This window comes from Bacillus multifaciens (assembly GCF_030756675.1).
GTDB lineage: Bacteria > Bacillota > Bacilli > Bacillales > Bacillaceae_G > Bacillus_A > Bacillus_A multifaciens.
This window is the reverse complement of the sequence record NZ_JAVBXD010000002.1, coordinates 36,567-63,510: the sequence shown is the minus strand read 5'-3', so window position 1 is coordinate 63,510 and position 26,944 is coordinate 36,567. Positions and strand designations below refer to the sequence as shown.

The window sequence follows — 26,944 nt, the reverse complement described above, 5'->3', positions numbered from 1 at the left end:
TGTAAAAGTAGAATAAAGTGAAATTTCCATCTGTGGGGGGTCTTCCCCACCCTCACCAATGGCTAGTTGAACGAAACAACTAATAATCATTATAATCCCATACTAGCGTTTCAATTATTTCAATCGTTTGTTAATCGAGTAACTTTTCTTAACTCATACATAAATTCACATAACATAATGACAAATAATGGTTTTTAGTAGATAATTATACATATTACCCTTTCATGAAAGGAGCACGATCTTTGCACATAAATATTGATAAGTTAGTGAGTTTTTTAATCATATGGTTAATCCCTCTATTTTCCGTTTTACGAAGATATTTCAAAATGGATAAAGAGGAAAAAAATGCAGCTCTTACTACTCTCAAATCTCCTCAATTTCTTTTCACACGCGGGATTATTCTACTAGGACTTTTTCTAGCAACTTTAGGGCGTTTACTATCTATCATTGTTTTACAAGTAATCGGTTGTATCCCTTTCATAATAGGCGGCGTGGTATATGCTGTTCGAACGTGGCAAAACAGGAAAGGAAAAAGTATTATCATTCTTGTTTCCGTTTTATTCGCTACTTTTGTAATCCTTTGGTGATCTATAAAATAGAGGAGAGTTTGTATGAATATACTTAGCTTACTGTGGATGCTGTTACTTCCAGCTCTTGTACTTACTGGAATTATCGCAGGTATCTTTTTAATCATAAAAGGATTCATACATAAAAAACTTCTTATTAGTCTACTTGGCTTATTTACTTGCCTATTCACTTGCATGCCTTATGTGTCGGTTCTACTCATCCATCTAGGAAGTTTTTTTACCTTTGCAACTGGTCTATACTTCGGATTATTAGCTCTCACTGGATTCCTTACACTCCTTGCTGGTGCACGTAGTCAAATGAGTAGCATCCGAAATATTGGTGGGTTAATTTGCACAACCGCTCTGGTCGGTATTTTTATCTTTTAATATAGTAAATACACAAAAAAGCAGAGATTATCTCTCTGCTTTTTTGTTCGCCTTATTTCCTGGTTGTAAGAAAAACGATAAGACTAATGCAATGGCCGTTAAGATTGTTGCAATCCAGAATGCATCATTAATTCCGTTAATAACGGATAACTTCGAAACTTGCCCAAACAGCATTTGTGAGCCTAATGCGTTTCCTGCCTGAGCTGATCCTGTCATTGCAGCAACGCTTTGGCCCATTTGTGCTAGTTTGCCTACGATAATCGGGTTTGTCGTTGTAATTGCATTTGCATAGTCTGCCATATGATTCGTCGTTTGCTGCGTCATAATTGTGATTAAAAGCGCAGTTCCAATGGAGCCCGCAACTTGTCTTGATGTATTTTGCGTTGCTGTTCCATGAGAAATAAGTTTCATTGGCAAAGCATTCATCCCTGCTGTCATAATTGGCATCATGATAAAGGACATCCCAAATGAACGAATAATATAGTCTCTCATAATCTCACTATAAGGTGTCTCTAAAGTTAAATGTGTAAATTGATATGTTGCATATGTTGTAAGGATTAATCCAAAAATAGCAAGTGGTCGAATGCCGTATCTATCAAATAATTTCCCGGCAAATGGCCCCATCATTCCCATGATTAAAGATCCTGGCAATAGGAGTAATCCTGAATCAATCGGTGTAAATCCACGGATGTTTTGTAAATATACAGGTAACAATATCATCCCGCCGTATAATGCCATCGTGACAACTACATTGATTAAAAGCGTTGAAGCAAATGCCGAATAACTGAATACACGCAGGTCTAACATTTTATTGTCAGTCGTTAACTGTCTCCAGACGAATAGACTGATTCCGATAATACCGATTACAATCGTAATGATAACTTCCGCACTGCTCCAACCTTTATTCCCTGCCTCACTAAAACCATAAAGTAAACTTCCAAGTCCGATACTAGAAGCAACTACACCGAAAGTATCTAGTGTTGCCTTCGTCACAGGTTGTTTCAGCGTAAAATATTTTAGTGCTAATACGATAATAATTAAACCAATGATAAACATAGCATAGAATATAACATTCCATGTGTAGTTTTGAATAACCCATCCTGTAATTGTTGGTCCAATGGCAGGTCCTAAAATCATTGCAATACCAAGCAGTCCCATGGCAGCCCCGCGTTTATGAGGCGGGAAGATTGTCATGAAAATATTCATTCCAACCGGCATTAAAATACCCGCACCAACAGCTTGAATAACACGTCCTGTCATCATCATCGTAAAGCTTCCAGATATCGCACAAATCATCGAACCTGCTGTAAAGAACAACATAGCCGCTAGAAATAAGTTTCGGTACGTAAACCGCGAGACTAAAAATGCACTAATTGGCACTAATACCCCGTTCACTAACATAAATCCTGTTGTAAGCCACTGTGCTGTAGATGTCGATACATTAAATTCATTCATTAATGCTGGCAAAGCAACGTTAATTAACGTTTGGTTTAAAATCGAAACGAACATCCCGAAAACAAGAACAGCTAAGACAACTTTCACATTAAATTCAGGAAGCACTGTTTGAGAACGAGAAGCTTTCGGTTCCGTATCTTCCGGTATTTCTTCTGTTCTTACTGCCTCTTTTTTATTCTCTAAAACCCCTTGTGCTTGAACTGGTTCTTCTATCTCTTTTCCTTTTTTTCTAAATACACGATTTACAATAATGAACACGACGATACATAAAAGAGCGTATCCTACAATAAAGATCGAGGACATATTTTATTCCCCCTTACTTATGAATCCGAACTGTGACATTCATGCCTGGGACAATATTTAATGATTTACTATGATCTAATGAAATCTTAACAGGAATAACTTGTGTTACTTTCGTATAGTTTGCTGTTGCGTTGCTAGATGGTAACATAGAGAATGTATTTGCTGTTGTTAATCCAATTTGTTCTACTTTTCCTGTTAATGTCGTATCAGGATATGCATCTACATATACATCTACTTCTTGCCCTTTTTGAATCTCATCTACGTCTGTTTCTTTAATGTTTGCCGTTATCCATAAATCACTCATATTGTAGGCATACGCAAGCGGTGTTCCCGGTGCAATATATGAATCTTGCGTCGCATTTGATTGTACAAGCGTTGCATTTGCCGGAACTGTAATATCTACTTCTTGCGCAGCATTACCAGCGTTACTCATTACAGAACCTACTTTGTCACCAGCGTTATAATTTTTTCCTACTTCCGCTTTCCAATCTGTTAACTTCCCTGCAACTGGAGAGGCAATAGGAACTACTTTCCCATCTATTTTTGCATTATCCGTTTTTAAATAATTTGTTGATTGATTGTAATAATAATAACCAGCAAACCCACCGCCAACTAATACAATCAGCGTAACAATATTGATGATAATCATTCTCCGAATTTGACTCATTGTTTTCCTCTCCTTATTTTTAATTTTAGATTGTTTTCTAACAAGCCCTCTTTTTTTAGTTAATAATATTGACCATTCATATTATTAAGGACTAATCAAAAAATAACTCTTTTCCGGGCACAAAATACTATCCTTATTTTGTGCTAAGAAAAAGAATATCGTTTATAATTATAAATAATTCAGTTTGAGTGACAACCGACAATTTATTGCGATATGTTGTTTTTCCAACAGTCCTTCATATATATGTTGAAAAAGTATGAAAAACAAAGCAAGGAGAACAAAAATGTCTATTAAAAATTCAAATGATCCACGCGTAAAACGAACGAGGCAAGCGATACGTGATGCTCTTATATCTTTAATACATGAAAAAGGTTTTGATAGTATTACGGTTCAGGATATCGCTGAAAAGGCAACTGTAAACCGCGCTACCTTTTATAGTCATTATCATGACAAATATGATTTATTAGACAAAAGCATTGCAGAAATGTTAACAGCATTAGCGGATATTCTCAAGTCGAAGAAATTAGATAAGAAGGAGTTTGAACTTACCTTTGATACTCCCCACCCTATCTTTTTATCTTTGTTTAGCCATATTGCTGAACATGCTTTCTTTTATCAAGTGATGCTCGGAGATAATGGGATTCCGAAGTTTTCCTCGCAAATGATGAAAGCGATTCAAGCGAATTTGCTTATCGCCCTTTCTCTTTCACAACCAAATGAAGAAGAATTGATTGTGCCTCGTGATATTCTCGCTAGTTATATAGCAGGTGCGCATTTAGGTATGATTATTTCTTGGTTAAAACGAAACATGCCGTATACGCCCCATTACATGGCCTTGCAGCTATCTCGTTTAATCATTTTAGGTCCGTATACAGCCGCTGGATTAGAATCACCGTTTAAATGAAAAAGAGCGAAAGGAATGTCCTTTCGCTCTTTCAAATATCAATCAAATGTAATGTTATGTACAGCCTCAGCATCAAGACGTTTCACAACTTCTACTATTAACTTCACTGTATTTTCATAGTCATCACGATGCAACATTGCTGCATGAGAATGAATATAGCGAGTTGCAATTGTAATTGCCATCGCTGGAATACCGTCTACAGAAATATGGATTGCTCCTGCATCCGTTCCCCCGCCAGGAAGCGCATCGTATTGATATGGAATATTTAATTCATCTGCTACGCCAACAACGAAGTCACGAAGACCTTTATGTCCAACGATAGATGCATCATATAATATAATTTGCGGGCCATCACCCATTTTTCCTTGTGCTTCTTTTTCGCTTACTCCTGGTGTATCACCAGCGATTCCAACATCTACTGCAAATGCGATATCTGGTTGAATATAATGTGCAGATGTTTTCGCTCCGCGAAGACCTACCTCTTCTTGTACTGTTCCAACACCGTATACAATGTTTGGATGTTTTTCATCTTTTAATTGTTTTAAAACATCGATTGCAATTGCGCAGCCAATGCGGTTGTCCCAAGCTTTCGCAAGTAACATTTTTTCGTTTTTCATTACTTGGAATTCGAAATATGGTACAACTTGATCTCCTGGGCGTACGCCCCACTCCAATGCTTCTTCTTTACTAGAAGCACCAATATCAATAAACATATCTTTAATATCAACTGGTTTTTTACGAACTTCAGCTGGTAAAATGTGCGGTGGTTTGGAACCAATGACACCCGTTACATCACCTTTGCTCGTAACAATTGTTACGCGCTGTGCTAACATAACTTGTGACCACCAGCCGCCAACTGTTTGAAAGCGCAAGAAACCTTTATCATCAATTTGCGTAATCATAAAACCGACTTCATCTAAATGACCGGCTACCATAATTTTTGGACCATTGCCGTCACCAATTTTTTTCGCAACTAAGCTTCCTAAGTTATCTGTTGATACTTCATCAGCAAACGGTGCGATATATTTCTTCATTACTTCACGAGGCTCGCGCTCGTTTCCAGCAATCCCGCGTGCATCTGTTAATTCTTTTAGCATCGTCAACGTTGCATCTAGTTTTGTCATTGGACAATGTCCTCCTTTTTCTTCATCTCTTCAATTATACAAGAGCAGAAAAGAATGTTCAAAAAATTTCATCAATATCCTTCTGTTTGACGTTGATGATTCACTTCATTTTTATCTAAATACGCTTTCTCAATCTCTTCTTGTCCAAAATCAAGCGCTTGTCCTAAACGAAGGTAGCTCGTAAATAATTCAATATAATTTGTAATAGATGGCTGCTCATTAAAACGAATTGCTTTCGCATATGCATCTAAGAAAATTTCTACTTGCGTTTTATTTGTTAGTGCACATTTATAAAACAAGAAATTTTTATCAATTCCTAAATCGATTCCAATAGATAAAATAAAATGCAGCCCATCTACGTATTCTTCTAGTACAACTTGGCGCTCAGAAGCTGGCTTGCTACTCCAATATTTAAAGCAGCGTGTTTCATTTGCAAGTTCACCAATTTCTACAAGAAGCGCTAGCATTTTTTCTTTTAATAATTTTTTCGGTTCTAAATTATGTTCTTTCGCAATGCGATCATCTAATTCTTTTTGTAATTTAAATAGTTGTAGTAAATCCAAAGCGTAATCCTCCTTCAACATCGAATAAACTTACTCGACATTGCTCCATTCTAATGGTAAATATGAACAAATAACCAAGTTATATTCTTACATTATAACAGCGTCAGTTTCTTGTGGAAAGACAAGAATGTCTAAAGTCAAGGTCTCTTTTCACAACACATTTCATCCATATCCATTTTAATTTTTCTACATAATAAATCGCTGCTATGCAGAATACAGCATGACCACTACTTGCTTTCTCCTATTGTTTTAAACCTTGCACGTGGTAGGAAAAGGACTTGACCGCTTCTAGGCATGGCCAGTTGCTCTCGTTCCCCCTAAAAAAGAGGTTTTTTCTTACTTTTAACTTGTATATATAAATAAACATAAAAAGCCAGAGAACCTCTCCGACTTTTTATGTTTATTCTTCTATATTATAGTATCTTTTATTCTCACTTTGTCATATCTAACACAACACGTCCATTAATCTTTCCTTCTTCCATTTCAGCAAAAACATCATTAATTTCATGAAGGTGACGCGTTTCAATAAAAAAATCCTTAGGAACAATGTCCTAAGGATTTTTGATCAATTACTTGTTTAAAGCAGTTTTAGCAGCTGTTGCTAATTCAGCGAAAGCTTTTTCGTCATGAACAGCTAAGTCAGCAAGCATTTTGCGGTTTACTTCGATACCAGCAAGCTTAAGACCGTTCATTAAACGGCTGTAAGAAAGACCGTTCATACGTGCAGCTGCGTTAATACGAGTAATCCATAATTTACGGAAGTCACGTTTCTTTTGACGACGGTCACGGAATGCATACATTAAAGATTTCATTACTTGTTGGTTAGCAACTTTGTATAATGTATGTTTAGAACCGTAGTAACCTTTTGCTAATTTAATAATTTTTTTACGACGTTGACGAGTAACCGTACCACCTTTTACTCTTGGCATATTATTTCCCTCCTAGATATCTATCTGAACAAAATATGAATTACATGTTGTCAAGCATTTGACGAATACGTTTGAAGTCACCAGCGCTTACTACACCAGCTTTACGTAATTTACGTTTAGCTTTTGTAGATTTGTTAGCGAATAAGTGGCTTGTGTAAGCGTGAGAACGCTTTAGTTTACCAGATCCTGTTTTTTTGAAACGCTTTGCAGCGCCGCGGTGAGTTTTCTGTTTAGGCATAGTGATTTCCTCCTCTATTTATTACTTATCATTTTTCGGTGCTAAAACTAAGAACATACTGCGTCCTTCCATTTTTGGCTTAGATTCAATTGTACTAACTTCAGCACAAGCTTCAGAGAAGCGATCTAAAACACGTTGACCGATTTCTTTATGAGTAATAGCACGACCTTTAAAGCGAATAGACGCTTTAACTTTGTCGCCTTTCTCCAAGAATTTAATAGCATTGCGAAGTTTTGTGTTAAAGTCATGTTCATCAATTGTTGGACTTAAACGAACTTCTTTCATACTAATGATTTTTTGATTTTTACGCTGCTCTTTTTCTTTCTTTTGTTGCTCAAAGCGGAATTTTCCGTAGTCCATAATACGGCATACTGGTGGTTTCGCATTTGGAGCAACTAATACTAGATCAAGATTTACGTTTGCAGCCATATCTAATGCTTCTTGACGAGACTTAATTCCAAGTTGATCACCATTTGCACCAACTAAACGTACTTCACGTGCACGAATTTGCTCGTTAATCATCATGTCCTTGCTAATAGTAAGCCACCTCCAAGGTTTTATGGGAATACGTTTTGGGAAAGAAGAACCCAAACAAAAAAGTGCGGGCATATGACACCCACACTTATAATATCTCTAGTAAGAAATACTTACCTGCCAACTGCTTTCGCGTCAATCAGGTGAGAAGCGGGTGCTTCTACTTGTTCCACAAATCCGTATTCTATTATCCTTGATGATTTTATCATAGGACATGATGCGTGTCAAGAAGCCAAACTTCTTAAGTAGCAACAAAAAATATTGTAACAAACAAAATGAATACATGCAACAGTTTTTTATATAAAGCAAACTTTAGTTCTTATTACCAATTCAAAGTGCACAAAAAAGTCGCGGACAAGCCGCGACTTTTTCTTATCGTTTTCCTTCAACTTTAATTAGGTCAACGAAAGCATCTAATGAGATTGTTTCTGATTTTTGTTCACCGTATTTACGGACGTTTACACCAGTTTCAGCAACTTCATTGTCACCCACTACAAGCATATACGGAATCTTTTGCATTTGTGCCTCGCGGATTTTGTAACCAATTTTCTCGTCACGAGTATCCACTTCAACACGAATGCCAGCACGTTGTAATTCTTCTTGTACTTTCTTCGCGTAGTCTAAATGTACTTGCGGAGAAACTGGAATTACTTGTACTTGAACCGGCGCTAACCATGTTGGGAATGCACCTTTGTACTCTTCAATTAAGAAGGCAACAAAGCGTTCCATAGTTGATACAACACCGCGGTGAATAACAACTGGGCGATGATGCTTACCATCTTCACCGATGTAAGTTAACTCAAAGCGTTCTGGAAGTAAGAAGTCTAGTTGTATAGTTGAAAGTGTTTCGTCTTTTCCAAGCGCAGTACGAACTTGCACGTCAAGTTTCGGACCGTAGAATGCCGCTTCACCTTCTGCTTCATAGTACTCAAGACCCATTTCATCCATAGCTTCTTTTAACATTGATTGTGCTTTTCCCCACATTTCATCGTCATCATAGTACTTTTCAGTATCTGCTGGATCACGATAAGATAAACGGAATGAATAATCTTCTAAATCGAAGTCTTTGTATACCTCTAAAGTTAAATTTACAACTCGTTTGAATTCTTCTTTAATTTGGTCTGGGCGTACGAAAATGTGCGCATCATTTAAAGTCATCCCGCGGACACGCTGCAGGCCAGATAGAGCACCAGACATTTCATAACGGTGCATTGTTCCAAGCTCCGCAATACGGATTGGTAACTCACGGTAGCTGTGGATATCATTTCTATACACCATCATATGGTGAGGGCAGTTCATCGGACGAAGTACTAATTCTTCATTATCCATTTCCATTGATGGGAACATGCCATCTCGGTAGTGATTCCAGTGACCAGAAGTTTCATAAAGCTCTCGGCTTCCTAATACTGGAGTATATACATGGTCATATCCTAAGCTTACTTCTTTATCAACAATGTAACGCTCGATAATACGGCGAATTGTTGCACCTTTTGGTAACCAAAGCGGTAAGCCTTGTCCCACTTTTTGGCTATTTGTAAATAGTTTTAACTCTTTACCTAATTTACGATGGTCACGCTCTTTCGCTTCTTCAAGCATACGTAAGTGCTCATCTAATTCTGCTTTTTTCACGAATGCAGTACCGTAAATACGTTGTAACATTTTGTTGTTGCTATCGCCGCGCCAGTAAGCACCTGCCACGCTTAACAATTTAAATACTTTAATTTTCCCTGTAGAAGGAAGGTGAATACCGCGGCAAAGGTCGAAGAATTCGCCTTGTTCATAAATAGAAATAACCGCATCTTCTGGAAGATCGTTAATTAGTTCTAATTTTAGTTCATCGCCAATTTCTTCATAACGACGAAGTGCTTCTGCACGCGGTACTTCATGACGAACGATTTCTAAGTTCTCGTTCACAATCTTTTGCATTTCTTTTTCGATTTTTGGGAAATCTTCAACTGTAATTGCTTCTTCCATATCGATATCATAGTAGAAGCCGTTTTCAATTACAGGCCCAATTCCAAGCTTCACATCTTTATATAAACGCTTTAATGCTTGCGCTAATAAGTGAGCTGTTGAGTGGCGTAAAATGTATAGCCCATCTTCAGAATCTAATGTAATGATAGAAATTGCACCATCTTGCTCAATCGGTGTAAGTAAGTCTACCATTTCCTCATTTAATTTCCCTGCAATCGCTTTTTTCTTTAAGCCAGGGCTAATAGAAGCAGCAATGTCTTCAGTTGTTGTTCCTTTTGGAAATTCCTTCACAGCTCCGTCTGGAAATGTAATTTTTACTACATCTGCCATCTTTCGTCACTCCTTTTTCATAGTCAAAATAAAAAACACCCATCCCTATAAAAAGGGACGAGTGTTGAATTCGCGGTTCCACCCTTGTTCCAGCTAACACATTGTTAACTGCTCAAGTTCAAGATAACGGCACTTGCCGTCAGCAATTACTAGACATTCGTTCACTGCTGAAGTTCAGAGGTGGTAAGTAATAATCTCGTATTAAGAAGCTCACAGCCTAAGGCTTCTCTCTCTGAGAATCGTAGATAACTACTCATGTCCTCATCGTAACATTTTGATGTATTTTCGTGTATGTACGTAATTATATGCTCAAAAATTTAGAAAATCAAGAGCGTTCCCTCTATTTTTAAATTTTGTCACATTCTTTTCAAATTCATGAAGCGCGTATAACTGCACCCTCTCTTGAAATACATTTTGAATCGTTACAATCATATTATGATCTTGTTCTTTCGCATACAGATGAATTTTTTTAGGCGCGATTGACAGAAGCGGTGCCATAACATTCGGATCAATGTATAAATCTTTTTGAGAGAGTAATTCTTCTTCTATATATTGAACAAGTTTTTCTTGTTTTAAACGTCGCCCCTTTTCATCATAAAAGATACAACTATCATTAAACACGAGATGCAAGCAAGATAAACGTGATTTTCGAATACTTACTTGTTGGCGAAGTGTTTCGACGAACATTTGATACTCTTGTTCTAACTTATATTCATCGATCGCCATCTCCGCCGTTCGATATAAAAATTCATTGTACTTTCTCAAACGAAAACGAATATATGCTCCAAACGAAAAAGACATTGTATCATGCATCCAGCCTTGCAAAGAAGAAAGCACCAATTCTTTCCCTCTTTCCTTCGAAGGTGCATCTATTAATCCTTTTCGTTTCCCTTTTAAAATAGAATGAGCCATATGTAAAATTTGGTTTCGTTCTTCTCGCTCTTCATAATAAAATTTATCTTTTAAAATCGCGCTTATCCATTCATCTTGTTTTGCATTGATAATATATTGCATAAATACAGGAATAACCACTTTATCAATATATCGCGACTCTTGTATCGGTATATGAATAATTACCATTTGTTCGTACAAGTAAATACTTATTTCTTCATATATATGATCTGTCCTTTTTTTAAGCTCTTTATATATAACAATAGCATCATTTTTTTCTTCGAAGCAGATTTCAATCAATTGTATCCCCCCTTTTATAATTCTTGCTATTTCCATATATATTAGGGGGATGTATAAAAAATGATACAAGCCAATATGAATTTTTTATATTCATAAGCTATTTTTATTGTATAATTTTACTATAAAGATTTAAAAAGGAGCAATACAATATGTACGAGTATAAATTTGTAAAAATCGAATTAAAATCCGGTCTAATGGCATCTAAACCAAAAGAAGATTATCAAACAATCATTACAGAACACGCTAAAGAAGGTTGGCGTTTCGTACAAATTTTCGCTCCTAGTACGGTAGGGTATGGATCATCTGCGTATTTTGAACTTATTTTTGAACGAAAACAAACGATATAAAAAAAGAGCAAGCTCACTGCTTGCTCTTTACGTATGACGGCGGTTTTTTCCCCCAATCGGAATCGGTTTTGCTAAATATTTAATACGCTCCATAATGCGAGCTGCTTTCATTTCTTCTTCTTCTCCGCGCTGTGTATACGTTAAATGATGCTCCAATTGTTTAAAATCAAAGTTAGATGTGAAAAACGTCGGTAAGTTCTCCAACATACGGAATTGTAAAATCGCTCCAAGTACATCATCGCGCACAAAGCTCGACATCGCTTCCGCTCCAATATCATCTAACATAAGTACTGGAACACGCTTTACCGCATCAATTTTTTCGCTAATTGTATTATTTTGCAATGAACTTTTAATTTCACGCAAAAATTCTGGCAAGTAAACAATCATAGAACTAATTTTGCGCAGTGCTAGTTCATTGGCAATTGCCCCTAAAAGATATGTTTTCCCTACCCCAAACGATCCATAGAAATAGAGCGCCTGCACTTTTTTCCCTACCTCATATTCACTTAAAAATTCATTTGCAGCACGAATCGCGTGAATGCGCGGTTCTAAATCGGATAGATCTAAACTTTCCATTGAAGCTTGCAAAATATCGCTTGGCATATATACACTTTGAACAAGTTTTTCATGCTTTTTCCGTTCATCATAAGCTACTTTTCTTACGCAGCGATCATATTGAATGTCAATCATCTTCCCTTGAATGATCAGCTTCGGTTCGTATCCTTGAATCATATTTTTACATGATTCTAAGTTCGAACAATCTTCACATCCAACGCTTTGTCCAATATACTCATATAGCTTTACAAGGCTGCGTTCAACCATCGACATTGTTACTTCACCTTGATGTTCTTCTATAAATGATTTCACACGCGGATGCGCCATTACTTCTTCTTTTAATACTTCATATCTATTCTTAAAATTTTCATTTTGCATTAATTTCGCAAATGTATTTTGAATTGGTTCCATTTCTTCACCTCAAAAGGAGCTCGCCTTTGTTAGTTTCGCTTATATTTTTTCAGCTCTTCCTCTAACTTTTTACGCTCTTCTTCTAATTTTCCCTGCTCTTCACTACGATGTGATGGCTCAATATCTTCTGTTTGTTCCTTTAACCAGTCTGGTACAAGTTCTTTACGAACCGTTTTCTTCGTTGTCTTTCCTTTTTTCTTTGTTTCTGCCCATTCTTGATATTGACGATTTTCCTCTTTTGCAAGACCCATCGCTTCCGTTACGGTTGTAATTTTTTTACGGGCCCAGTGTCCAGCAATTTTCTCTACATACGATTTCGCTAACTTCATATCCGAACGAAGCATGACATAATAAATAAGCACATTGACAACACCTGGCGTTAACTTTTGATTCAACATCACATCTTCAATAATTTGCAAATCAGCCTTCGTCGGCTCAGCTCCGCCCGAAATTTCTTTTAATAATTCTCTTGGTGAAATTTCCTCTAACTGTTTAATAAGCATTTCTTCTTGTGTTGTCGGTTCTTTCTCCTTCATCGTCCGCGCATGCAATGGCTGCGTCCGCTCACTAAACGTAGGAAGTGCTTGTCCATTCTCAAATTGGTACCAGTCACGCGCACCTTTTCGCAATCGTTCCATATCAATTGTATTATGCTCCGTAACGGCACCAAGAACAATATTCTGCATAGATAACGAATCAATGCCGTATACGTAAGCTAAAATGATCACACATTCACGCAGTTGATCTGTGATTGCTTTGCGCGGCACAAGCGCTGATAACCCTTCTACAAACAATGAAAAGTCAAAGAAATCATTCCAAACCTGAGGTACATTCCCCTCTGCTCTGCTTGGCATTATCGCTGCGCTTGGCATAAGTAATTCTTCCTTGGCATGCTCAACTTGTCCTGGATTAAAAGAACCAAACATATCATTAAAGGATCGTGTTACATTTTCATAAGAAGCAAAGTCAAATTCTTCTTCTAAGAAATATTGCTTCACTTGATTATATTTCGCCTTGCTTAAGCGGTTATATAAAAAAATACTTAATACAATATCATCAAAAAATTGCTTTGGCATAAGCGGTGGCTGTAACTCATAAATAAACATGCGAATATCTTTTTCCTTTTTCACATACACATTTAAAAGTCCTATCGCCTCTAGTTTTAGACGTTCTTCATAAATATCCGGGAGCTGCATTTGCATTGTTACCATAATAGAATGGTGTGTATTTTCTTTTCCAAATAAACGGTCCTGCTCTAACTCACCCCACAATGTCATATATAAGCTAAAAGCTTTACTGCCGATTAGCGGTTGATATAACATTGTCAGCACTTTACGATCATAGTTGCTAAGCAGCCCTCTTGCACTTACTTTATAACGGTCAATTGGCAACAGTTCCATCCACGACTGTCTTTCCATCCTTGCAAATCCTTTCTGTCATCCATTCTCATGGTTAGTTCCACTTATCTTCCTCGTTTCTCTTTGGATCTCAAGGTGGAGATCTAACTGCCCGCGAATAGCGGGATAAATCCATTTTAATTTTTCAACATATAAGTCGCTTCTATGCACGACCAGATGCTCTCGTCCTCCTCTAAAAGACAGAGGTTTTATGCCGTTTTTTCAATTTGTATTTATATATTAGTGAAAAAAGAGCTAATAGCTTACGCTTCTAGCTCTTTTATTTTCGTTCTTTTTGAAGAATATCTTTCAACTCTTCAATAAATACGTTCAAATCTTTAAATTGTCGGTAAACAGATGCAAAACGCACATATGCAACATCATCAATATCACGAAGCGCTTCCATGACCATTTCACCAATCATATCGCTTTTCACTTCTGACATTCCTAAGTTACGCAATTCCCGTTCTACATGTTGCGTGATTTCTTCTAATTGTTTTAACGTTACAGGGCGCTTTTCACACGCTTTAATTAAACCACGCAAAATTTTCTCTTTGTTAAATTCTTCTCGCGTCCCTTCTTTCTTTACAACAATAAGCGGCGGCTCTTCGACGCGTTCAAATGTTGTAAAGCGATTGAAACAGCTTTCGCACTCTCTTCTTCTGCGAATTGATCGTCCTTCGTCAACCGGACGCGAATCCAATACTCTCGTACCATTGTGAAAACAGGATGGACAACGCAATCCATTCACTCCTTTACAATTTAATTTTATCTTAACAAAACTAAAACATTATAAACAAGAATTTTCTCTTCTATATTATAAACCCTTAATCAAATATACTTATGTATCAACAAATTTCTTCTTATATATAGATATGAAAAAACTAAAAAGAGGTGTATTATACACCTCTTTACATTTTAAATCAATTATCTTCTTTTTTAAAGAGCTTTTGTCTCTCTTTGCTTAATTTCGAAGCTACCTGTACCACGAGGAAGTTCAATGCTCTCTCTCGTTTTTGCTCCTAAACCTTCAGCGATGTACTCTGCAGCAACATTTGGATCAATGCGGTCACCACAAGTATATACATCAATACTTGCATAACCATGCTCCGGAAAGCTGTGAATCGTTAAGTGAGATTCAGAAATAATTACAACTCCACTTACACCTTGTGGTGCAAATTTATGGAAAGCAACCTCACGTACTTCAGCGCCTGCTCGAAGTGCTGCATCCACAAATAATTTTTCGATATAAGGCATATCATTAAGCTTGTCGAAATCGCAATCCCAAAGTTCCGCGATTACGTGACGACCCATAGTATCCATAGTATCCATAGTATCCATTCTACAGTTCCCCCTTGTTAATTTAATTTAACTGTTCGAATTGAAAACTAATTTGCAATTTGGCTTGCTCCACTACCACGGGGGAAAGTTAGTCCAGAGAGGTCCTAACCCTTTAAGTAGTGACTACCACCTCAGCTCTTAAGTTTACGAATGTTAGTATACTTTGTTTATTTTCATTTTGCAACAACAGTTTTTTATTTTTTTGATGACACTTTTCCTTTTATTTTTCTAAAAAAAGAGAAAGGATTCAAAACCGCAGTAATCATAGCTGTTCTAGGTGATTTACACAAAAAAAATATGTAATATTTTTCTACTATAATAAGAAAAAAGACAGGCTAACGCCTGCCCTTTTCTCATCTATTAAATATGTTGTACGTTTTCTTGTTTCGCAAATTGATCTACAACAAGCTTTACAAGGTCTACAACACGACGAGAATAGCCCCATTCGTTATCGTACCAAGCAAGTACTTTTACTTTTCGATCACCCATTACCATTGTAGATAAACCATCAATAATTGCCGAATGCGTATTTGTATTAAAATCGATAGATACAAGAGGCTCATCGCTAAATGCAACAATTCCTTTTAATGCACCTTTCGCAACATTCATAAACGCTTCATTAATCTCTTCTACTGTTACGTCGCGTTTTACATCTACAACTAAGTCAACAAGAGATACATTTGGCGTCGGAACGCGAAGTGCCATACCATGAAGTTTTCCATTTAAATGCGGAAGAACTTTCGCTAACGCTTTCGCAGCACCTGTCGTTGTTGGAATGATAGACTGTCCGCAAGCGCGTGCTCTACGTAAGTCTTTATGTGGATTATCAATATTTTTTTGGTCATTTGTATATGCATGAACTGTTGTCATTAAACCGTTTTCAATTCCAAACTGCTCATCTAACACCTTTACAACAGGTGCTAAACAGTTTGTTGTACAAGATGCATTTGAAATAACGGTATGTTTTGTAATATCAAGTTGTTCGTCGTTTACACCAACAACAATTGTTACGTCTTCATTTTTTCCTGGTGCAGTTAAAATAACGTTTTTCGCACCAGCTTCTACGTGAAGACTTGCTTTTTCTTTAGAATTGAACTTACCTGTTGCTTCAATTACAATGTCTACCCCTAGTTCTTTCCAAGGCAATTCCTTTGGATCGCGGTTGTTTAAAAGGCGAATCATTTTACCATCTACTAATAAATGATCTTCAAACGCTTCTACTGTACCATCAAATTTGCCGTGAACTGTATCATATTTAATTAAATGTGCTAACGTTTCAGATGGGTAGCTCGCATTAATCGCTACAATTTCGAATGCGCTTTCTTTTACTGCCTGACGAAACACCATTCTCCCAATACGTCCAAATCCATTAATTGCCACACGAATCATAATATGTTATCCCCCTTGATTGCGTTATACTATTTATCTCAAATCCCAATAATAGTATAACACAAAAAGAAGATATGTCACTAAACAATTTCATCATTTTCAAATTTTTTTATTTATTAATGTTCCATTCCTTTAAAATACTACTTAATTGTGCTTTCGTCTCTTCTATTGTGCCATTATTATTAATCACTTTGTCTGCTAATGCTATTTTCTCTTCTAGCGGCATTTGCGAAGCAATTCGTGCCTTTGCCTCTTCTTCTGTAAAATGATTGCGTTCCATTAACCTTGTCATTTGCGTTTCACCGTCCACATAAACGAGTAAAATTTGATCGACAAGGCTTATTAATTTACTCTCAAATAAGAGTGGAATATCGAGCACAACCGCTTGCGCATTTCCTCTTATGTATCTATCCTTTTGTGCATTCATTTCCTTTCGGACAGCTGGGTGCACAATACCATTTAACAGCAACCGTTTGTCTTCATTATGGAATACAATGCTGCCAAGTTTCGGGCGATTTAACTCTCCATTTTCCTCAAGCACTTCTTTTCCAAATGCTTTTACAATTTCGTTATATGCTTCCTTACCAGGCTCCACTACTTCCCTTGCAATAATATCTGCATCAATGACCGGAATGTGAAAACCTTGAAACATTTTTGATACCGTACTTTTTCCACTAGCAATGCCGCCTGTTAATCCAATTACAACTGTCATCATAATCCTCCTTATAATAAAAGACGTGAAACAATCGTTTCACGTCTCTTACATTTTCCAAATTCCAATAATAATAAGTAATACACCCGGTAAAAACGTGAATTTTTGTAACCATCGCATATTTGATAATACGGTCCCTACTTTCATTCCGCTGAACAAAAATAACGAGCTCATTACTGCAACTAATCCTGCCATCATGAACGGGGAATATCCAAGTAAAGATGCACCAATCCCAGCTCCAAATGAATCTAATGAAAGTGCCATTCCAAGGAGAAGCGCTTCTATTCCAGAAATGATCCCAGACTTATCAAAATCAGCAACAGTCGGTTTTCGTAAAATTTGAATAACAAGACCGAGAGAAGCAATTTCTAAGTTCCATACTTTTTCTTCTTGCAGCGTATCCTCTTTTTTATCACTTTGAAAAAATTGATACAAAACCCACGCACCAATTGCTACAAGAACGAACCCTCCAATTCTTTTTGCCAGCACCGGTGAAAAAATTTGAGCAATCATATGTCCGATTCCCATTGAAAGTATCATCACAACAGCTGAACAAATCCCAATTACAATAATTGATTTCAGTGGAATACGAACATTCCGGAGCCCGTACGTCAGCCCTACACTACAGCTATCTAAACTTAACGTAAAAGCCAATAAAATAAGAGAGAAATAATGATACATCAATAAGCTCCTTCCCTATATATAGCTTTGCTTATATATATGACAAGAGCCTATCCGATGTTATTGTGAAAAATAAATTGAAACTTCCATCAGTAGTTTTTTTCATCCATCACTGATGGAAAGCCCGCCCAATCGGGCTTTTATGGACAGTTAGCCCCCACCTATCTTCTTTAGAAAAGCGGAAGCGGCTCGCTCAGAATAGCGGGATAAAGTGATATTGCTGTCAATAACTCTTTTTACCGCTGTTTCATTTGTTTAACTTTTCGGCTGACAAGCCGGACAATAATGTGTACCACGCCCGCCGACAACTGTTTTTTCAAGCAAAGTGCCGCATGTTACACATGGCTCACCTTTTCTTCCGTATACATAAAGACGCTCTTGAAATGAACCAATCTTTCCTTGTGAATTTACATACGTACGAATCGTACTTCCACCGCGTTCTACCGCTTCCGATAATGTTGCAACAATCTCTTTATACAACGTTTCAAATTCTTCATTTGTTAAAGAAGACGCTTCTCGCTCTGGGTGAATACGTGAACGAAATAAAACTTCATCTACATATATATTACCAAGGCCCACTAAAATACGTTGATCCAGTAAGGCAACCTTTACTTTCCGAGCAGTTTTTTGCAATTTTTCTTGTAAATACATAGATGTTAGCTCAGTTGAAAAAGGCTCCGGCCCTAAATCCGCAAGTGGCATAACTGTAAACTCTGTACCCTTTTTAAATAGGTGCATCGTACCAAATTTCCGTACATCTTTGTAACGAAGTTCTGTACCGTCTGTAAAACGAAAACGAACGTGCGTGTGCTTATCAACCGGATCATCACTTTCGCTTTGCATATACTTCCCTTCCATTCGCAAATGGGACACAATGACGTAACGGGTTACATATATAAGAAGAAACTTGCCGCGGCGTCTAATCTCTTCAATCGTTTCGCCGCGCAGCATTTCTTTAAAAAGTTCGGCGTCATCTGGCTCTTTCACCAAGTTGGGGTATGTGACAATCACTTCTTCGATTGTCTTTCCTTTGACGAGCCCTTCTAACGTTCGCCTTACATTTTCTACCTCTGGTAATTCTGGCATACTATCACTTCCTTACTTTGCGTCATACCACGTTGGACCGTATGAATAATCAACCTTTAATGGAACGGAAAGCTCAATCGCATGCTCCATAACTTCCGGTACAAGCTTTTCTAACTTCTCTACCTCTTCTTGCGGCACTTCAAAAATAAGTTCATCGTGCACTTGCAGAAGAAGACGTGCTTGTAATCCTTCTTCTTCTAATCGATCCGCCATAATAATCATTGCTTTTTTAATAATATCAGCAGCACTTCCTTGAATCGGTGTATTCATCGCAGTCCGTTCTGCAAAGCCGCGCACATTAAAATTACGGCTCGTAATTTCTGGAATGTAACGACGACGATTGAGCAATGTAGTTACATAGCCTTTTTGTTTCGCCTCTTGCACAATATCACTCATATATTCTTTTACTCCCGGAAAACTCTCTAAATACTTTTGAATGAAATCAGCTGCTGCTTTTCGCGTAATACCTAGGTTTTGTGATAAACCGTAGTCACTAATTCCATATACAATTCCGAAGTTTACCGCTTTCGCTTGACGTCTCATATTAGAGGTTACATCATCCTTTTCAACACCAAACACATCCATCGCCGTTTTTGTATGAATATCCATATCATGTTGGAATGCTTCAATTAAACCGTTATCTTTCGAAATATGGGCTAATACACGTAATTCGATTTGAGAATAATCTGCAGCAAACATGACCCAATCTTTTTCTGACGGAATAAACGCTTGACGTATTTTTCTACCTTCTTCTAAACGAATCGGGATGTTTTGTAAGTTAGGTTCCGTTGAGCTTAAACGCCCTGTTTGCGTTAACACTTGGTTAAAACGCGTATGAATTTTAGATGAGTCTGTATACACAACTTTTAATAATCCTTCGATGTACGTAGAATTTAATTTCCCTAACTGGCGATAATGCAAGATTTTCGGAATAATTTCATGGTGCTCCATTAATTTTTCTAACACATCAGCCGATGTAGAATAACCTGTTTTTGTCTTCTTAATAGCCGGTAAGTTTAACGTTTCAAATAAGATGACACCAAGCTGCTTCGGCGAGTTAATATTGAATTCTGTTCCTGCCAGCTCATAAATTTCTTTTTCCATTTCCTTAAGCTGTGTAGCCAATTCATCCCCCATCGCGCGGAGACGATTCGTATCAACTGCAACGCCCTTACATTCCATATCTGCTAATACGCGACAAAGCGGCATTTCCAGCTCAGTAAATAATTCGTACTGCTCATTATTTTTCAATTCTTCAGCAAACGATTGCTGTACATCATATAACACATGTACTTTTCGTGCTACGTGTTCCGCGACAACTTCCTGCTCTGGTACAGCACGTTTTGCACCTTTTCCGTACACTTCTTCATCTGATTGCACAGCATGCATATCTTTCATTTTCGCAACAGCACGGAAATCTTTATCTGTCTCTGCTGGGTCAAGTAAATATGCTGCAATTAATAAATCAAAATCAATTCCCTTTATTTCATAGCCTTTCCACTTTAACGAAACAATTGCACGCTTTGCGTCAAATGTATACTTCTTCATTTCCGGATCCGCTAACCAGTCCGTAAACGCTTGTGATGAAAGCGCAATATCAGCCTTGACAAAGTAACATCCATTTTCGTTTTGAATACCAAACCCTTGAATATCCGCTTCGTGATAGTTATCTTCTTGTACTTCTACAATGATTGCGCTATCCTGCTGCAGCATTTCCTCAGTTACTTCTTCTACAATTTCAAATGAAATATCATCTAGCTCAGCGGCAGGTGTTTCTACAACTGGTGCGCCTAACTTCGTTAAAAGAGAATGGAACCCTAAGTTCTCGAACATCGGGATTACATCGCTATTTTCATATCCGCTATAAGCAATATCTTCTATATGAATTGTAACTGGTGCGTCGGTAATAATTGTTGCTAACTCTTTACTCATCAATGCTTGTTCTTTATTCTCTTCAAGCTTCTCTTTTAATTTCTTGCCGCTCACTTTGTCTAAGTTTTCATATACAGCCTCTACTGTTTCAAATTGTGTTAACAATTTAATAGCTGTCTTCTCGCCAACACCAGGGACACCTGGGATATTATCTGATTGATCTCCCATTAACCCTTTCATATCAATAATTTGCTTTGGCGATAAGCTGTATTTTTCAAATAACGTTTCTTTCGTATACTCATCTACTTCTGTAATTCCTTTACGCGGAATACAAACGCGCGTATTATCTGAAACGAGTTGAAGCAAATCTTTATCTCCTGAAATCACTTTTACTTCAATACCTTGCTCACTCGCTTCTTTCGCCACTGTTCCCATAATGTCATCCGCTTCGTAGTTCTCTAATTCGTAGCGAGGCACATGAAATGCATCTAACAATTCACGAATGAATGGAAACTGCTCTGATAATTCTGGTGGCGTTTTTTGGCGGCCGCCTTTATACTCACTAAATGTTTTATGACGAAACGTTGTTTTCCCCGCATCAAACGCAACGAGCATATGCGTTGGTTTTTCTTCTTCTAAAATTCTCATTAGCATCATCGTGAAACCATAAATGGCATTTGTATGTATACCTTTATCGTTATTTAAAAGCGGCAACGCAAAGAACGCGCGATACGCAATGTTATTTCCATCAACTAAAACAACTTTCTTTTCCAAATGAAACAACCTCCCCATAAAAAATTTAAACGATTTCTCAATGCAATAGAAAAACCGTTCCTTTTCTTCTCTCTATATTACCACGACTCAAAGAGAGAAGAAAAACAACGGCTTTCTTTATAACTATATTCAATACAATAAGCGGAAACTGTTTTGTCATTTAAAAGGGAAGTGACGAGAATAAGCTTCCTTATCCTCGTCCAAAACTACTCCTTGGATGAAGGGGTTTTCATGTATTATAGTAACAGAGCTTTATTAATATAAAATGAAGCTATTGTTAATATAATGTAAATGTCTATTTATTGTACTTTTGAAGAGTAACAATAAATGTCGTTCCAACCCCAATCTTACTTTCTACAGTAATCATCCCATGGTGCGCTTCAACTAAATGTTTCACAATAGATAATCCAAGTCCTGTGCCACCCGTATTACGACTGCGTGCTTTATCAACGCGGTAAAAACGTTCAAAAATACGAGGAATCTCTTCTTTTTCTATTCCAATACCTGTATCTGACACTTTTATATATACGTTTTCGCTATCATGAGAAAACTGAACAGAAACAGTTCCCCCAGTTGGTGTATATAAAATTGCGTTATTCATTAAATTAATAAAAACTTGTTTTAACCGCACTGCATCTCCTATGACAGATACATGTTCATTTGCATCAACATGCAAACAAACGTCTTTATCGGCAGCTTTATTATTTAATATCATCCCAACCTCTTCTAGTAGCTCTTTTAAGTCGACAACGCCTATATTTAATTGAAACCCTTGTTGCTCAATTTTCGATAAATCAAGTAAGTCTTCAATTAACGCTTGCATTCGGTCGCTTTCTTTCAAGATAATATGTAAGAAGTGCTCACGAAACTGCTGGTTTTCCATCGCTCCGTCAAGTAATGTTTCTGAAAATCCTTTAATAGAAGTAATTGGTGTTTTCAGTTCATGCGAAACATTCGCCAAGAAATCTTTACGCATTTGCTCAAGCTTCTTAAGCTCGGTAATATCATGAAAAACAAGGACAATTCCTTTCCATTCATGGTTCGTTCCAATAATAGGAGCACCGTACACTTCAAAGTGTTTTCTTTCAATTTCAAGAGGCAATAACATTTGTTTTCGTACTTTAACTTCTGTCATAAAAATTTCTTCCACGAGTTCAACAATTTCTTTATGTATAAACGCTTGATAATATAAACGCTGCAAATACTCTTCATCTGTTACATGAAAAATCTCTTTATAAGAGCGGTTAACAAGACTAATATAACCACGGCTATCAATTAAAATCATACCGCTTCCCATATTTTCAATAAGCGTATGCAACCGATCTTGCTGCATTTCTTGCTCTAATGTCATCTCTTGTAAATTGCGCGCTAAAACATTCATTGCTTTACTAAGCATTCCCGTCTCATCTGAATGATTTTCATAAGCACGCGCTTTATAGTTCCCTTTCGCCAATTCAATCGCTACTTTTGTAACAGACTCAATCGGCCGAATGTAATGTGCCGTAATTTTCATCCCAAGAAATATAACAACGAGACAAGAACTAATAAAGCCAACAATTAACAAGCCCCACATTTTCGGATGTACAGTTTTCAAAGATTCTATAGAAGCGTTAATAATGAGATACCCTTTCTTCCCCTGTGCATCTTGAATAAAAGTCACATAATAATAAGGATATTTATCCTTTGTTTCCTTCATCACAACTGTATGCGTTTGTTTTTTTGCTTCAGGAAGAAGTTCTCCCATCACTTCTTTCTGTAACACCGTCTGCTCTTTTAGAGTATTATATTGAAATTGTTTTTGTTCATCTAGAAACGTTACGTATAAACCGAAATGCTCTTCTAATTTCGAAAATACATTTGGGTTCTTTAGAACATGATCAATTCCTTCCGCCTCAACGATAGAAGCAATATACATTGTTTCTTTCTCAATTCTCTCATGGACATGATCGACATAAAATCCTTCAAATACTTTTTCAATCAATATCCCTGTTCCAACAACAATAAGTACAATGAGAGAAATAAACGTAAGGAGAAGCCTTGAGCGAAATTTATTCATCCCCCTTTGGCTCCTCCAATTTATAACCTAATCCGCGGATTGTTTTAATATAAGTTGGTTTTTTTGTGTTTTTTTCGATTTTATCTCGCAAGTGACTAATATGAACATCAACAATACGTGTATCACCAGCAAAATCATAATTCCACACTGCACTTAATAGCTGATCACGCGTTAACACACGGCCTTTATGTTTCGCTAAATATACAAGTAATTCAAATTCTTTTGGTGTAAGTTCTAACTTGTCCCCTTTAAAATACGCTTCATAAAATTCTGGTAAAATTCTTAATTCAGCAATGATAATGCGATTTTCATCTTCTACTTCCTGAGCTTGTTCATCATTAATTTTCGTACGGCGCAAAATCGCTTTTACACGCGCAACTACTTCTCTTGGACTAAACGGCTTTGTCATGTAATCATCCGCCCCAAGCTCAAGACCTAATACTTTATCAAATTCATCGTCTTTTGCAGTTAACATTAAAATAGGGGTCATTATACGCCCTAGACGCAATTCTTTACAAACCTCCATACCATCCATCTTTGGAAGCATTAAATCTAATATAATGAGATCTGGGCGTTCTGTCTGCGCCTTATGCAGCGCTGTTTCCCCATCCATCGCTGTTATGACCTCAAACCCTGCTTGCTGCAGATTAAATTCAATTAAAGTTAAAATAAACTCCTCATCGTCTACGACCAAAATTCGATTGCTCATTCTATTCCTCCAAGTTATAGGCTCTAAACCTTCCTCATCCTACTATCCTTCCCCGATATTTCCATCATACTAGAAAACAAATCCCCTCTCAATACAATTGTGCTGTGAAAAACGTGACTTTCCCCCGCATTTTATAAGCTGTCTCCTACTGACCGCTGTTTCACTTTATGTTACCCTTATACAAGAAAACATGAACATACATTTTATATATACAAGTTTAAAAATCGATATAAAAACCACTGTTCTTTTCAAAAATAGAGAGCATCTAGCGGAGTAATCATAATCCTTTTTCTGACAAAAAGGAAAAGGCACTGACCGTTTCTATACATAGCCAGTCCCTCTCGACCACTTAAAAAAATGCTTTTCTATCGGTTTTTCATAGAGTGACTGAGTAGTTACGTTTTTTAAATTTGGATTTATATAGAATAGAAAGGAGCTTTTATGTTCAAAGCATTTATTATCTTTTTTCTTGCAGGCTTAGCTGAAATTAGCGGCGGTTACCTCATTTGGAAATGGCTGCGCGAAGGCAGTTCTATTGGAATTGGAATCATTGGTGGAGTTATTTTATTTTTATATGGCGTTATCGCTACGTTCCAAGTATTCTCAAGCTTCGGAAGAGTGTATGCAGCTTACGGCGGCGTGTTTATTGTCATGAGTTTACTGTGGGGCTTGTGGGTTGATAAGAAAACTCCTGACTTATTCGACTGGGCTGGAGCTTCCGTTTGTATCATTGGCGTATTTATTATGTTATGGCCGCGTGGATAAAAAAACGAAAGCTGTCCCAAAAGCACTACTTTTAGGACAGCTTCTTTCATTAAAAATTATCAAGCGATCTTTCAAATATCGTCGTTAAATGATGCGGCGGCGCTACTGTTAATAACCCTTTTATAACTTCTTCTTCCTGCTCATTGTACGCAGCCATTTGCATTTCAATTAAATGATCTTCTGGGGAAACGGAAACAACTTCAAAATGAATTTGCAGCGTTGCGTAGTGATATACAGGCTTTTTAAATTCGATTTCTTGTCTTACGACGTGACTTCCTGGGCCAGGTAAGTATTTTGTAATCGCAGTTGTAACGATCCCCGTTAACATAATCGTTGGTACAATTGGTTTCTCATACGGAGTTTGGGATGCGTAATCATGCTGAATATATAACGGATTCGAATCATTCGTTAATCCTAAATATAATAACAAATCTTTGTCTTCTATTTTCTCTGTAACGGATAATTTTTCCCCTACTGTAATTTCATCCATTTTACGACCTAATTTGCTTCTTTTCTTTAACATGATACAATCCCTCCGATCGATATTTTCATTATCCTACTCGAAGTGGTATATTATACGAATCTTTATAAAGATGAGAGAACATTCGCTACAAGTCTATGTTTTATAGTGTAGGATACCCCTTTGTTAACGCTTTCAAATTATTTTACAAAAATATCCTTCTAATAGTGGAAAAAGATTCGGGAGCCCCCGAATCTTTTTCTTTCTTTTTTTATGCAAGAACTTTCATTACACTGCGTATAGATTCTACAGAACGATCTAATCCTTCTTTTTCTTCTGGAAGAAGATCTAATTCAATAATCTTTTCAATTCCGTTACCACCAAGGATAACTGGAACACCTAAGTAAAGATCGCTATAGCCATATTCACCTTCAAGGTATGCAATAGCTGGTAATACACGGCGTTGGTCTTTTAAGATTGCCTCAGCCATTTCTACTAAAGAAGCAGCTGGTGCATAGTATGCACTACCATTTCCTAATAGATTTACAATTTCACCGCCGCCTTTACGAGTGCGTTCAACAATCGCATCTAGGCGTTCTTTCGGAATTAATGTTTCAAGTGGAATACCACCTGCATAAGAATAACGAACAAGCGGCACCATCTCATCACCGTGTCCACCAAGAACAAATCCTGTAATATCTTTCACAGATAGATTTAATTCTTGTGCAACAAATGTACGGAAACGAGCTGTATCTAATACACCAGATTGACCGATAACGCGCTCTTTCGGGAATCCAGCTTCTTTAAATACAGAATATGTCATTGCATCAACTGGATTTGTTAATACAATAATAATTGTATTCGGAGAATATTTCGCAATTTCCTGCGTTACACTTTTCATAATTTTAGAGTTTGTTGCTACTAAATCATCACGGCTCATACCTGGCTTACGAGCGATACCTGCCGTAATAATTACAACGTCAGAATTAGCTGTATCTGCGTAATCAGATGTGCCGATAATGTTAGCATCGAAACCTTGTATAGGGCTTGCTTCTAACATATCTAACGCTTTCCCTTTTGTTGGATTTTCAAGTTGTGGAATGTCCACTAATACAACGTCTGCTAATTCTTTTTGCGCCAATAAGAATGCTGCTGTTGCCCCTGTAAATCCCGCACCGATGACTGAAACTTTTTTGCGTTTGATCGTCATAATTTCTCCCCCAC

27 protein-coding genes and 2 other annotated features are annotated in these 26,944 nt (G+C 37.1%); of the genes, 5 read left to right on the top strand and 22 right to left on the bottom strand.

Annotation, left to right across the window (positions count from 1 at the left end; translation table 11 throughout):
• Nucleotides 1–242 precede the first annotated feature (242 nt).
• Nucleotides 243–587, top strand: coding sequence for a hypothetical protein (locus Q9306_RS02030; RefSeq protein WP_306194770.1), 345 nt, complete (start codon nucleotides 243–245; stop codon nucleotides 585–587).
• Between the two features lie 24 nt (nucleotides 588–611).
• Nucleotides 612–953, top strand: a complete 342-nt coding sequence (locus Q9306_RS02025; protein ID WP_306194768.1) for a DNA-binding protein — start codon at nucleotides 612–614, stop codon at nucleotides 951–953.
• Nucleotides 954–980: 27 nt separating this feature from the next.
• On the opposite strand, the gene Q9306_RS02020 is transcribed toward Q9306_RS02025, so the two are convergent.
• Nucleotides 981–2,711: a DHA2 family efflux MFS transporter permease subunit gene (locus Q9306_RS02020; protein ID WP_306194766.1), complete on the bottom strand. Its 1,731-nt coding sequence runs from the start codon at nucleotides 2,709–2,711 to the stop codon at nucleotides 981–983.
• A 13-nt stretch (nucleotides 2,712–2,724) separates the two neighbouring features.
• Nucleotides 2,725–3,378 carry an HlyD family secretion protein gene (locus Q9306_RS02015; protein WP_306194764.1) on the bottom strand — a complete coding sequence of 218 codons (654 nt, stop codon included), beginning with the start codon at nucleotides 3,376–3,378 and terminating at the stop codon, nucleotides 2,725–2,727.
• 283 nt (nucleotides 3,379–3,661) lie between these two features.
• Between Q9306_RS02015 and Q9306_RS02010 the strand changes: the two genes are divergently transcribed.
• Nucleotides 3,662–4,282: a TetR/AcrR family transcriptional regulator gene (locus tag Q9306_RS02010; RefSeq protein ID WP_306194762.1), complete on the top strand. Its 621-nt coding sequence runs from the start codon at nucleotides 3,662–3,664 to the stop codon at nucleotides 4,280–4,282.
• Nucleotides 4,283–4,320: 38 nt separating this feature from the next.
• Here Q9306_RS02010 and Q9306_RS02005 read toward each other — a convergent pair whose 3' ends face one another.
• The 7 genes from Q9306_RS02005 to ytxC form a co-directional block, all read right to left on the bottom strand.
• Nucleotides 4,321–5,406, bottom strand: coding sequence for a M42 family metallopeptidase (locus tag Q9306_RS02005; protein WP_306194760.1), 1,086 nt, complete (start codon nucleotides 5,404–5,406; stop codon nucleotides 4,321–4,323).
• Between the two features lie 71 nt (nucleotides 5,407–5,477).
• Nucleotides 5,478–5,969: a dUTP diphosphatase gene (locus tag Q9306_RS02000; RefSeq protein WP_306194758.1), complete on the bottom strand. Its 492-nt coding sequence runs from the start codon at nucleotides 5,967–5,969 to the stop codon at nucleotides 5,478–5,480.
• Between the two features lie 569 nt (nucleotides 5,970–6,538).
• Nucleotides 6,539–6,898, bottom strand: a complete 360-nt coding sequence (rplT, locus tag Q9306_RS01995; RefSeq protein WP_306194756.1) for a 50S ribosomal protein L20 — start codon at nucleotides 6,896–6,898, stop codon at nucleotides 6,539–6,541.
• A 40-nt stretch (nucleotides 6,899–6,938) separates the two neighbouring features.
• Complete coding sequence (gene rpmI, locus Q9306_RS01990; protein ID WP_020060080.1) at nucleotides 6,939–7,136, bottom strand: 50S ribosomal protein L35; 198 nt, start codon at nucleotides 7,134–7,136, stop codon at nucleotides 6,939–6,941.
• A gap of 21 nt (nucleotides 7,137–7,157) precedes the next feature.
• Nucleotides 7,158–7,661 (bottom strand): translation initiation factor IF-3, encoded by a 504-nt coding sequence (gene infC, locus Q9306_RS01985; RefSeq protein WP_020060081.1) that lies wholly within the window; start codon nucleotides 7,659–7,661, stop codon nucleotides 7,158–7,160.
• A gap of 62 nt (nucleotides 7,662–7,723) precedes the next feature.
• Nucleotides 7,724–7,842 (bottom strand) — a sequence feature (ribosomal protein L20 leader region).
• A 200-nt stretch (nucleotides 7,843–8,042) separates the two neighbouring features.
• Complete coding sequence (gene thrS / locus Q9306_RS01980; protein ID WP_306194751.1) at nucleotides 8,043–9,974, bottom strand: threonine--tRNA ligase; 1,932 nt, start codon at nucleotides 9,972–9,974, stop codon at nucleotides 8,043–8,045.
• Between the two features lie 50 nt (nucleotides 9,975–10,024).
• Nucleotides 10,025–10,251, bottom strand: a binding site (T-box leader).
• Between the two features lie 32 nt (nucleotides 10,252–10,283).
• On the bottom strand, nucleotides 10,284–11,165 hold the full coding sequence (gene ytxC / locus Q9306_RS01975; RefSeq protein WP_306194749.1) for a putative sporulation protein YtxC: 882 nt from the start codon (nucleotides 11,163–11,165) through the stop codon (nucleotides 10,284–10,286).
• Nucleotides 11,166–11,314: 149 nt separating this feature from the next.
• On the opposite strand from ytxC, the gene Q9306_RS01970 reads away from it, so the two are divergent.
• A complete protein-coding gene (locus Q9306_RS01970; protein ID WP_251225917.1) occupies nucleotides 11,315–11,512 on the top strand; it encodes a DUF4177 domain-containing protein in 198 nt (65 codons plus the stop codon).
• Between the two features lie 27 nt (nucleotides 11,513–11,539).
• On the opposite strand, the gene dnaI is transcribed toward Q9306_RS01970, so the two are convergent.
• The 11 genes from dnaI to Q9306_RS01915 all read right to left on the bottom strand — a co-directional run bounded on the left by dnaI (nucleotide 11,540) and on the right by Q9306_RS01915 (nucleotide 24,495).
• Nucleotides 11,540–12,478 carry a primosomal protein DnaI gene (gene dnaI, locus Q9306_RS01965; RefSeq protein WP_306194745.1) on the bottom strand — a complete coding sequence of 313 codons (939 nt, stop codon included), beginning with the start codon at nucleotides 12,476–12,478 and terminating at the stop codon, nucleotides 11,540–11,542.
• A 29-nt stretch (nucleotides 12,479–12,507) separates the two neighbouring features.
• On the bottom strand, nucleotides 12,508–13,896 hold the full coding sequence (locus Q9306_RS01960) for a replication initiation and membrane attachment family protein (protein WP_306194743.1): 1,389 nt from the start codon (nucleotides 13,894–13,896) through the stop codon (nucleotides 12,508–12,510).
• 259 nt (nucleotides 13,897–14,155) lie between these two features.
• Entirely contained in the window at nucleotides 14,156–14,617 is a 462-nt protein-coding gene (nrdR, locus tag Q9306_RS01955; RefSeq protein ID WP_020062436.1) for a transcriptional regulator NrdR, read from the bottom strand.
• Between the two features lie 197 nt (nucleotides 14,618–14,814).
• Entirely contained in the window at nucleotides 14,815–15,198 is a 384-nt protein-coding gene (gene speD, locus Q9306_RS01950; protein WP_170857660.1) for an adenosylmethionine decarboxylase, read from the bottom strand.
• A gap of 378 nt (nucleotides 15,199–15,576) precedes the next feature.
• Nucleotides 15,577–16,605, bottom strand: a complete 1,029-nt coding sequence (locus tag Q9306_RS01945) for a glyceraldehyde-3-phosphate dehydrogenase (protein WP_306194740.1) — start codon at nucleotides 16,603–16,605, stop codon at nucleotides 15,577–15,579.
• Nucleotides 16,606–16,714: 109 nt separating this feature from the next.
• Complete coding sequence (coaE, locus tag Q9306_RS01940; protein ID WP_306194738.1) at nucleotides 16,715–17,317, bottom strand: dephospho-CoA kinase; 603 nt, start codon at nucleotides 17,315–17,317, stop codon at nucleotides 16,715–16,717.
• A 48-nt stretch (nucleotides 17,318–17,365) separates the two neighbouring features.
• Nucleotides 17,366–17,998 carry a sporulation membrane protein YtaF gene (gene ytaF, locus Q9306_RS01935; RefSeq protein WP_306194736.1) on the bottom strand — a complete coding sequence of 211 codons (633 nt, stop codon included), beginning with the start codon at nucleotides 17,996–17,998 and terminating at the stop codon, nucleotides 17,366–17,368.
• A 255-nt stretch (nucleotides 17,999–18,253) separates the two neighbouring features.
• Nucleotides 18,254–19,084 carry a DNA-formamidopyrimidine glycosylase gene (gene mutM, locus Q9306_RS01930; protein ID WP_306194734.1) on the bottom strand — a complete coding sequence of 277 codons (831 nt, stop codon included), beginning with the start codon at nucleotides 19,082–19,084 and terminating at the stop codon, nucleotides 18,254–18,256.
• Between the two features lie 12 nt (nucleotides 19,085–19,096).
• Nucleotides 19,097–21,730, bottom strand: coding sequence for a DNA polymerase I (polA, locus tag Q9306_RS01925; protein ID WP_306194733.1), 2,634 nt, complete (start codon nucleotides 21,728–21,730; stop codon nucleotides 19,097–19,099).
• Between the two features lie 295 nt (nucleotides 21,731–22,025).
• Complete coding sequence (pnpS, locus tag Q9306_RS01920) at nucleotides 22,026–23,786, bottom strand: two-component system histidine kinase PnpS (protein ID WP_306194731.1); 1,761 nt, start codon at nucleotides 23,784–23,786, stop codon at nucleotides 22,026–22,028.
• Nucleotides 23,779–24,495 (bottom strand): response regulator transcription factor, encoded by a 717-nt coding sequence (locus tag Q9306_RS01915; RefSeq protein WP_306194729.1) that lies wholly within the window; start codon nucleotides 24,493–24,495, stop codon nucleotides 23,779–23,781. The genes pnpS and Q9306_RS01915 overlap by 8 nt, the downstream gene beginning before the upstream one ends.
• Before the next feature lie 441 nt (nucleotides 24,496–24,936).
• Here Q9306_RS01915 and Q9306_RS01910 point away from each other — a divergent pair, with 441 nt between their 5' ends.
• Nucleotides 24,937–25,260, top strand: coding sequence for a YnfA family protein (locus Q9306_RS01910; protein WP_306194727.1), 324 nt, complete (start codon nucleotides 24,937–24,939; stop codon nucleotides 25,258–25,260).
• 49 nt (nucleotides 25,261–25,309) lie between these two features.
• On the opposite strand, the gene Q9306_RS01905 is transcribed toward Q9306_RS01910, so the two are convergent.
• Both Q9306_RS01905 and mdh read right to left on the bottom strand, forming a co-directional pair.
• Nucleotides 25,310–25,783: a MaoC family dehydratase gene (locus tag Q9306_RS01905; RefSeq protein WP_306194726.1), complete on the bottom strand. Its 474-nt coding sequence runs from the start codon at nucleotides 25,781–25,783 to the stop codon at nucleotides 25,310–25,312.
• A 208-nt stretch (nucleotides 25,784–25,991) separates the two neighbouring features.
• Entirely contained in the window at nucleotides 25,992–26,930 is a 939-nt protein-coding gene (gene mdh / locus Q9306_RS01900; RefSeq protein WP_306194723.1) for a malate dehydrogenase, read from the bottom strand.
• Nucleotides 26,931–26,944 lie beyond the last annotated feature (14 nt).

Bases quoted from the DNA above. Each gene is read 5' to 3' on its own strand.
- Q9306_RS01945 (WP_306194740.1), bottom strand. From the start codon at position 16,605: ATGATTCGTGTGGCAATTAATGGATTTGGACGTATTGGGAGAATGGTG.
- rplT (WP_306194756.1), bottom strand. From the start codon at position 6,898: ATGCCAAGAGTAAAAGGTGGTACGGTTACTCGTCAACGTCGTAAAAAA.
- mutM (WP_306194734.1), bottom strand. From the start codon at position 19,084: ATGCCAGAATTACCAGAGGTAGAAAATGTAAGGCGAACGTTAGAAGGG.
- ytaF (WP_306194736.1), bottom strand. From the start codon at position 17,998: ATGTATCATTATTTCTCTCTTATTTTATTGGCTTTTACGTTAAGTTTA.
- Q9306_RS02015 (WP_306194764.1), bottom strand. From the start codon at position 3,378: ATGAGTCAAATTCGGAGAATGATTATCATCAATATTGTTACGCTGATT.
- Q9306_RS01905 (WP_306194726.1), bottom strand. From the start codon at position 25,783: ATGTTAAAGAAAAGAAGCAAATTAGGTCGTAAAATGGATGAAATTACA.
- mdh (WP_306194723.1), bottom strand. From the start codon at position 26,930: ATGACGATCAAACGCAAAAAAGTTTCAGTCATCGGTGCGGGATTTACA.
- rpmI (WP_020060080.1), bottom strand. From the start codon at position 7,136: ATGCCTAAACAGAAAACTCACCGCGGCGCTGCAAAGCGTTTCAAAAAA.
- coaE (WP_306194738.1), bottom strand. From the start codon at position 17,317: ATGACAGTTGTAATTGGATTAACAGGCGGCATTGCTAGTGGAAAAAGT.
- pnpS (WP_306194731.1), bottom strand. From the start codon at position 23,786: ATGAATAAATTTCGCTCAAGGCTTCTCCTTACGTTTATTTCTCTCATT.
- Q9306_RS02010 (WP_306194762.1), top strand. From the start codon at position 3,662: ATGTCTATTAAAAATTCAAATGATCCACGCGTAAAACGAACGAGGCAA.
- Q9306_RS01910 (WP_306194727.1), top strand. From the start codon at position 24,937: ATGTTCAAAGCATTTATTATCTTTTTTCTTGCAGGCTTAGCTGAAATT.
- speD (WP_170857660.1), bottom strand. From the start codon at position 15,198: ATGGATACTATGGGTCGTCACGTAATCGCGGAACTTTGGGATTGCGAT.
- Q9306_RS01915 (WP_306194729.1), bottom strand. From the start codon at position 24,495: ATGAGCAATCGAATTTTGGTCGTAGACGATGAGGAGTTTATTTTAACT.
- thrS (WP_306194751.1), bottom strand. From the start codon at position 9,974: ATGGCAGATGTAGTAAAAATTACATTTCCAGACGGAGCTGTGAAGGAA.
- Q9306_RS02020 (WP_306194766.1), bottom strand. From the start codon at position 2,711: ATGTCCTCGATCTTTATTGTAGGATACGCTCTTTTATGTATCGTCGTG.
- dnaI (WP_306194745.1), bottom strand. From the start codon at position 12,478: ATGGAACCAATTCAAAATACATTTGCGAAATTAATGCAAAATGAAAAT.
- Q9306_RS02005 (WP_306194760.1), bottom strand. From the start codon at position 5,406: ATGACAAAACTAGATGCAACGTTGACGATGCTAAAAGAATTAACAGAT.
- Q9306_RS01970 (WP_251225917.1), top strand. From the start codon at position 11,315: ATGTACGAGTATAAATTTGTAAAAATCGAATTAAAATCCGGTCTAATG.
- Q9306_RS01960 (WP_306194743.1), bottom strand. From the start codon at position 13,896: ATGGAAAGACAGTCGTGGATGGAACTGTTGCCAATTGACCGTTATAAA.
- Q9306_RS02025 (WP_306194768.1), top strand. From the start codon at position 612: ATGAATATACTTAGCTTACTGTGGATGCTGTTACTTCCAGCTCTTGTA.
- infC (WP_020060081.1), bottom strand. From the start codon at position 7,661: ATGATGATTAACGAGCAAATTCGTGCACGTGAAGTACGTTTAGTTGGT.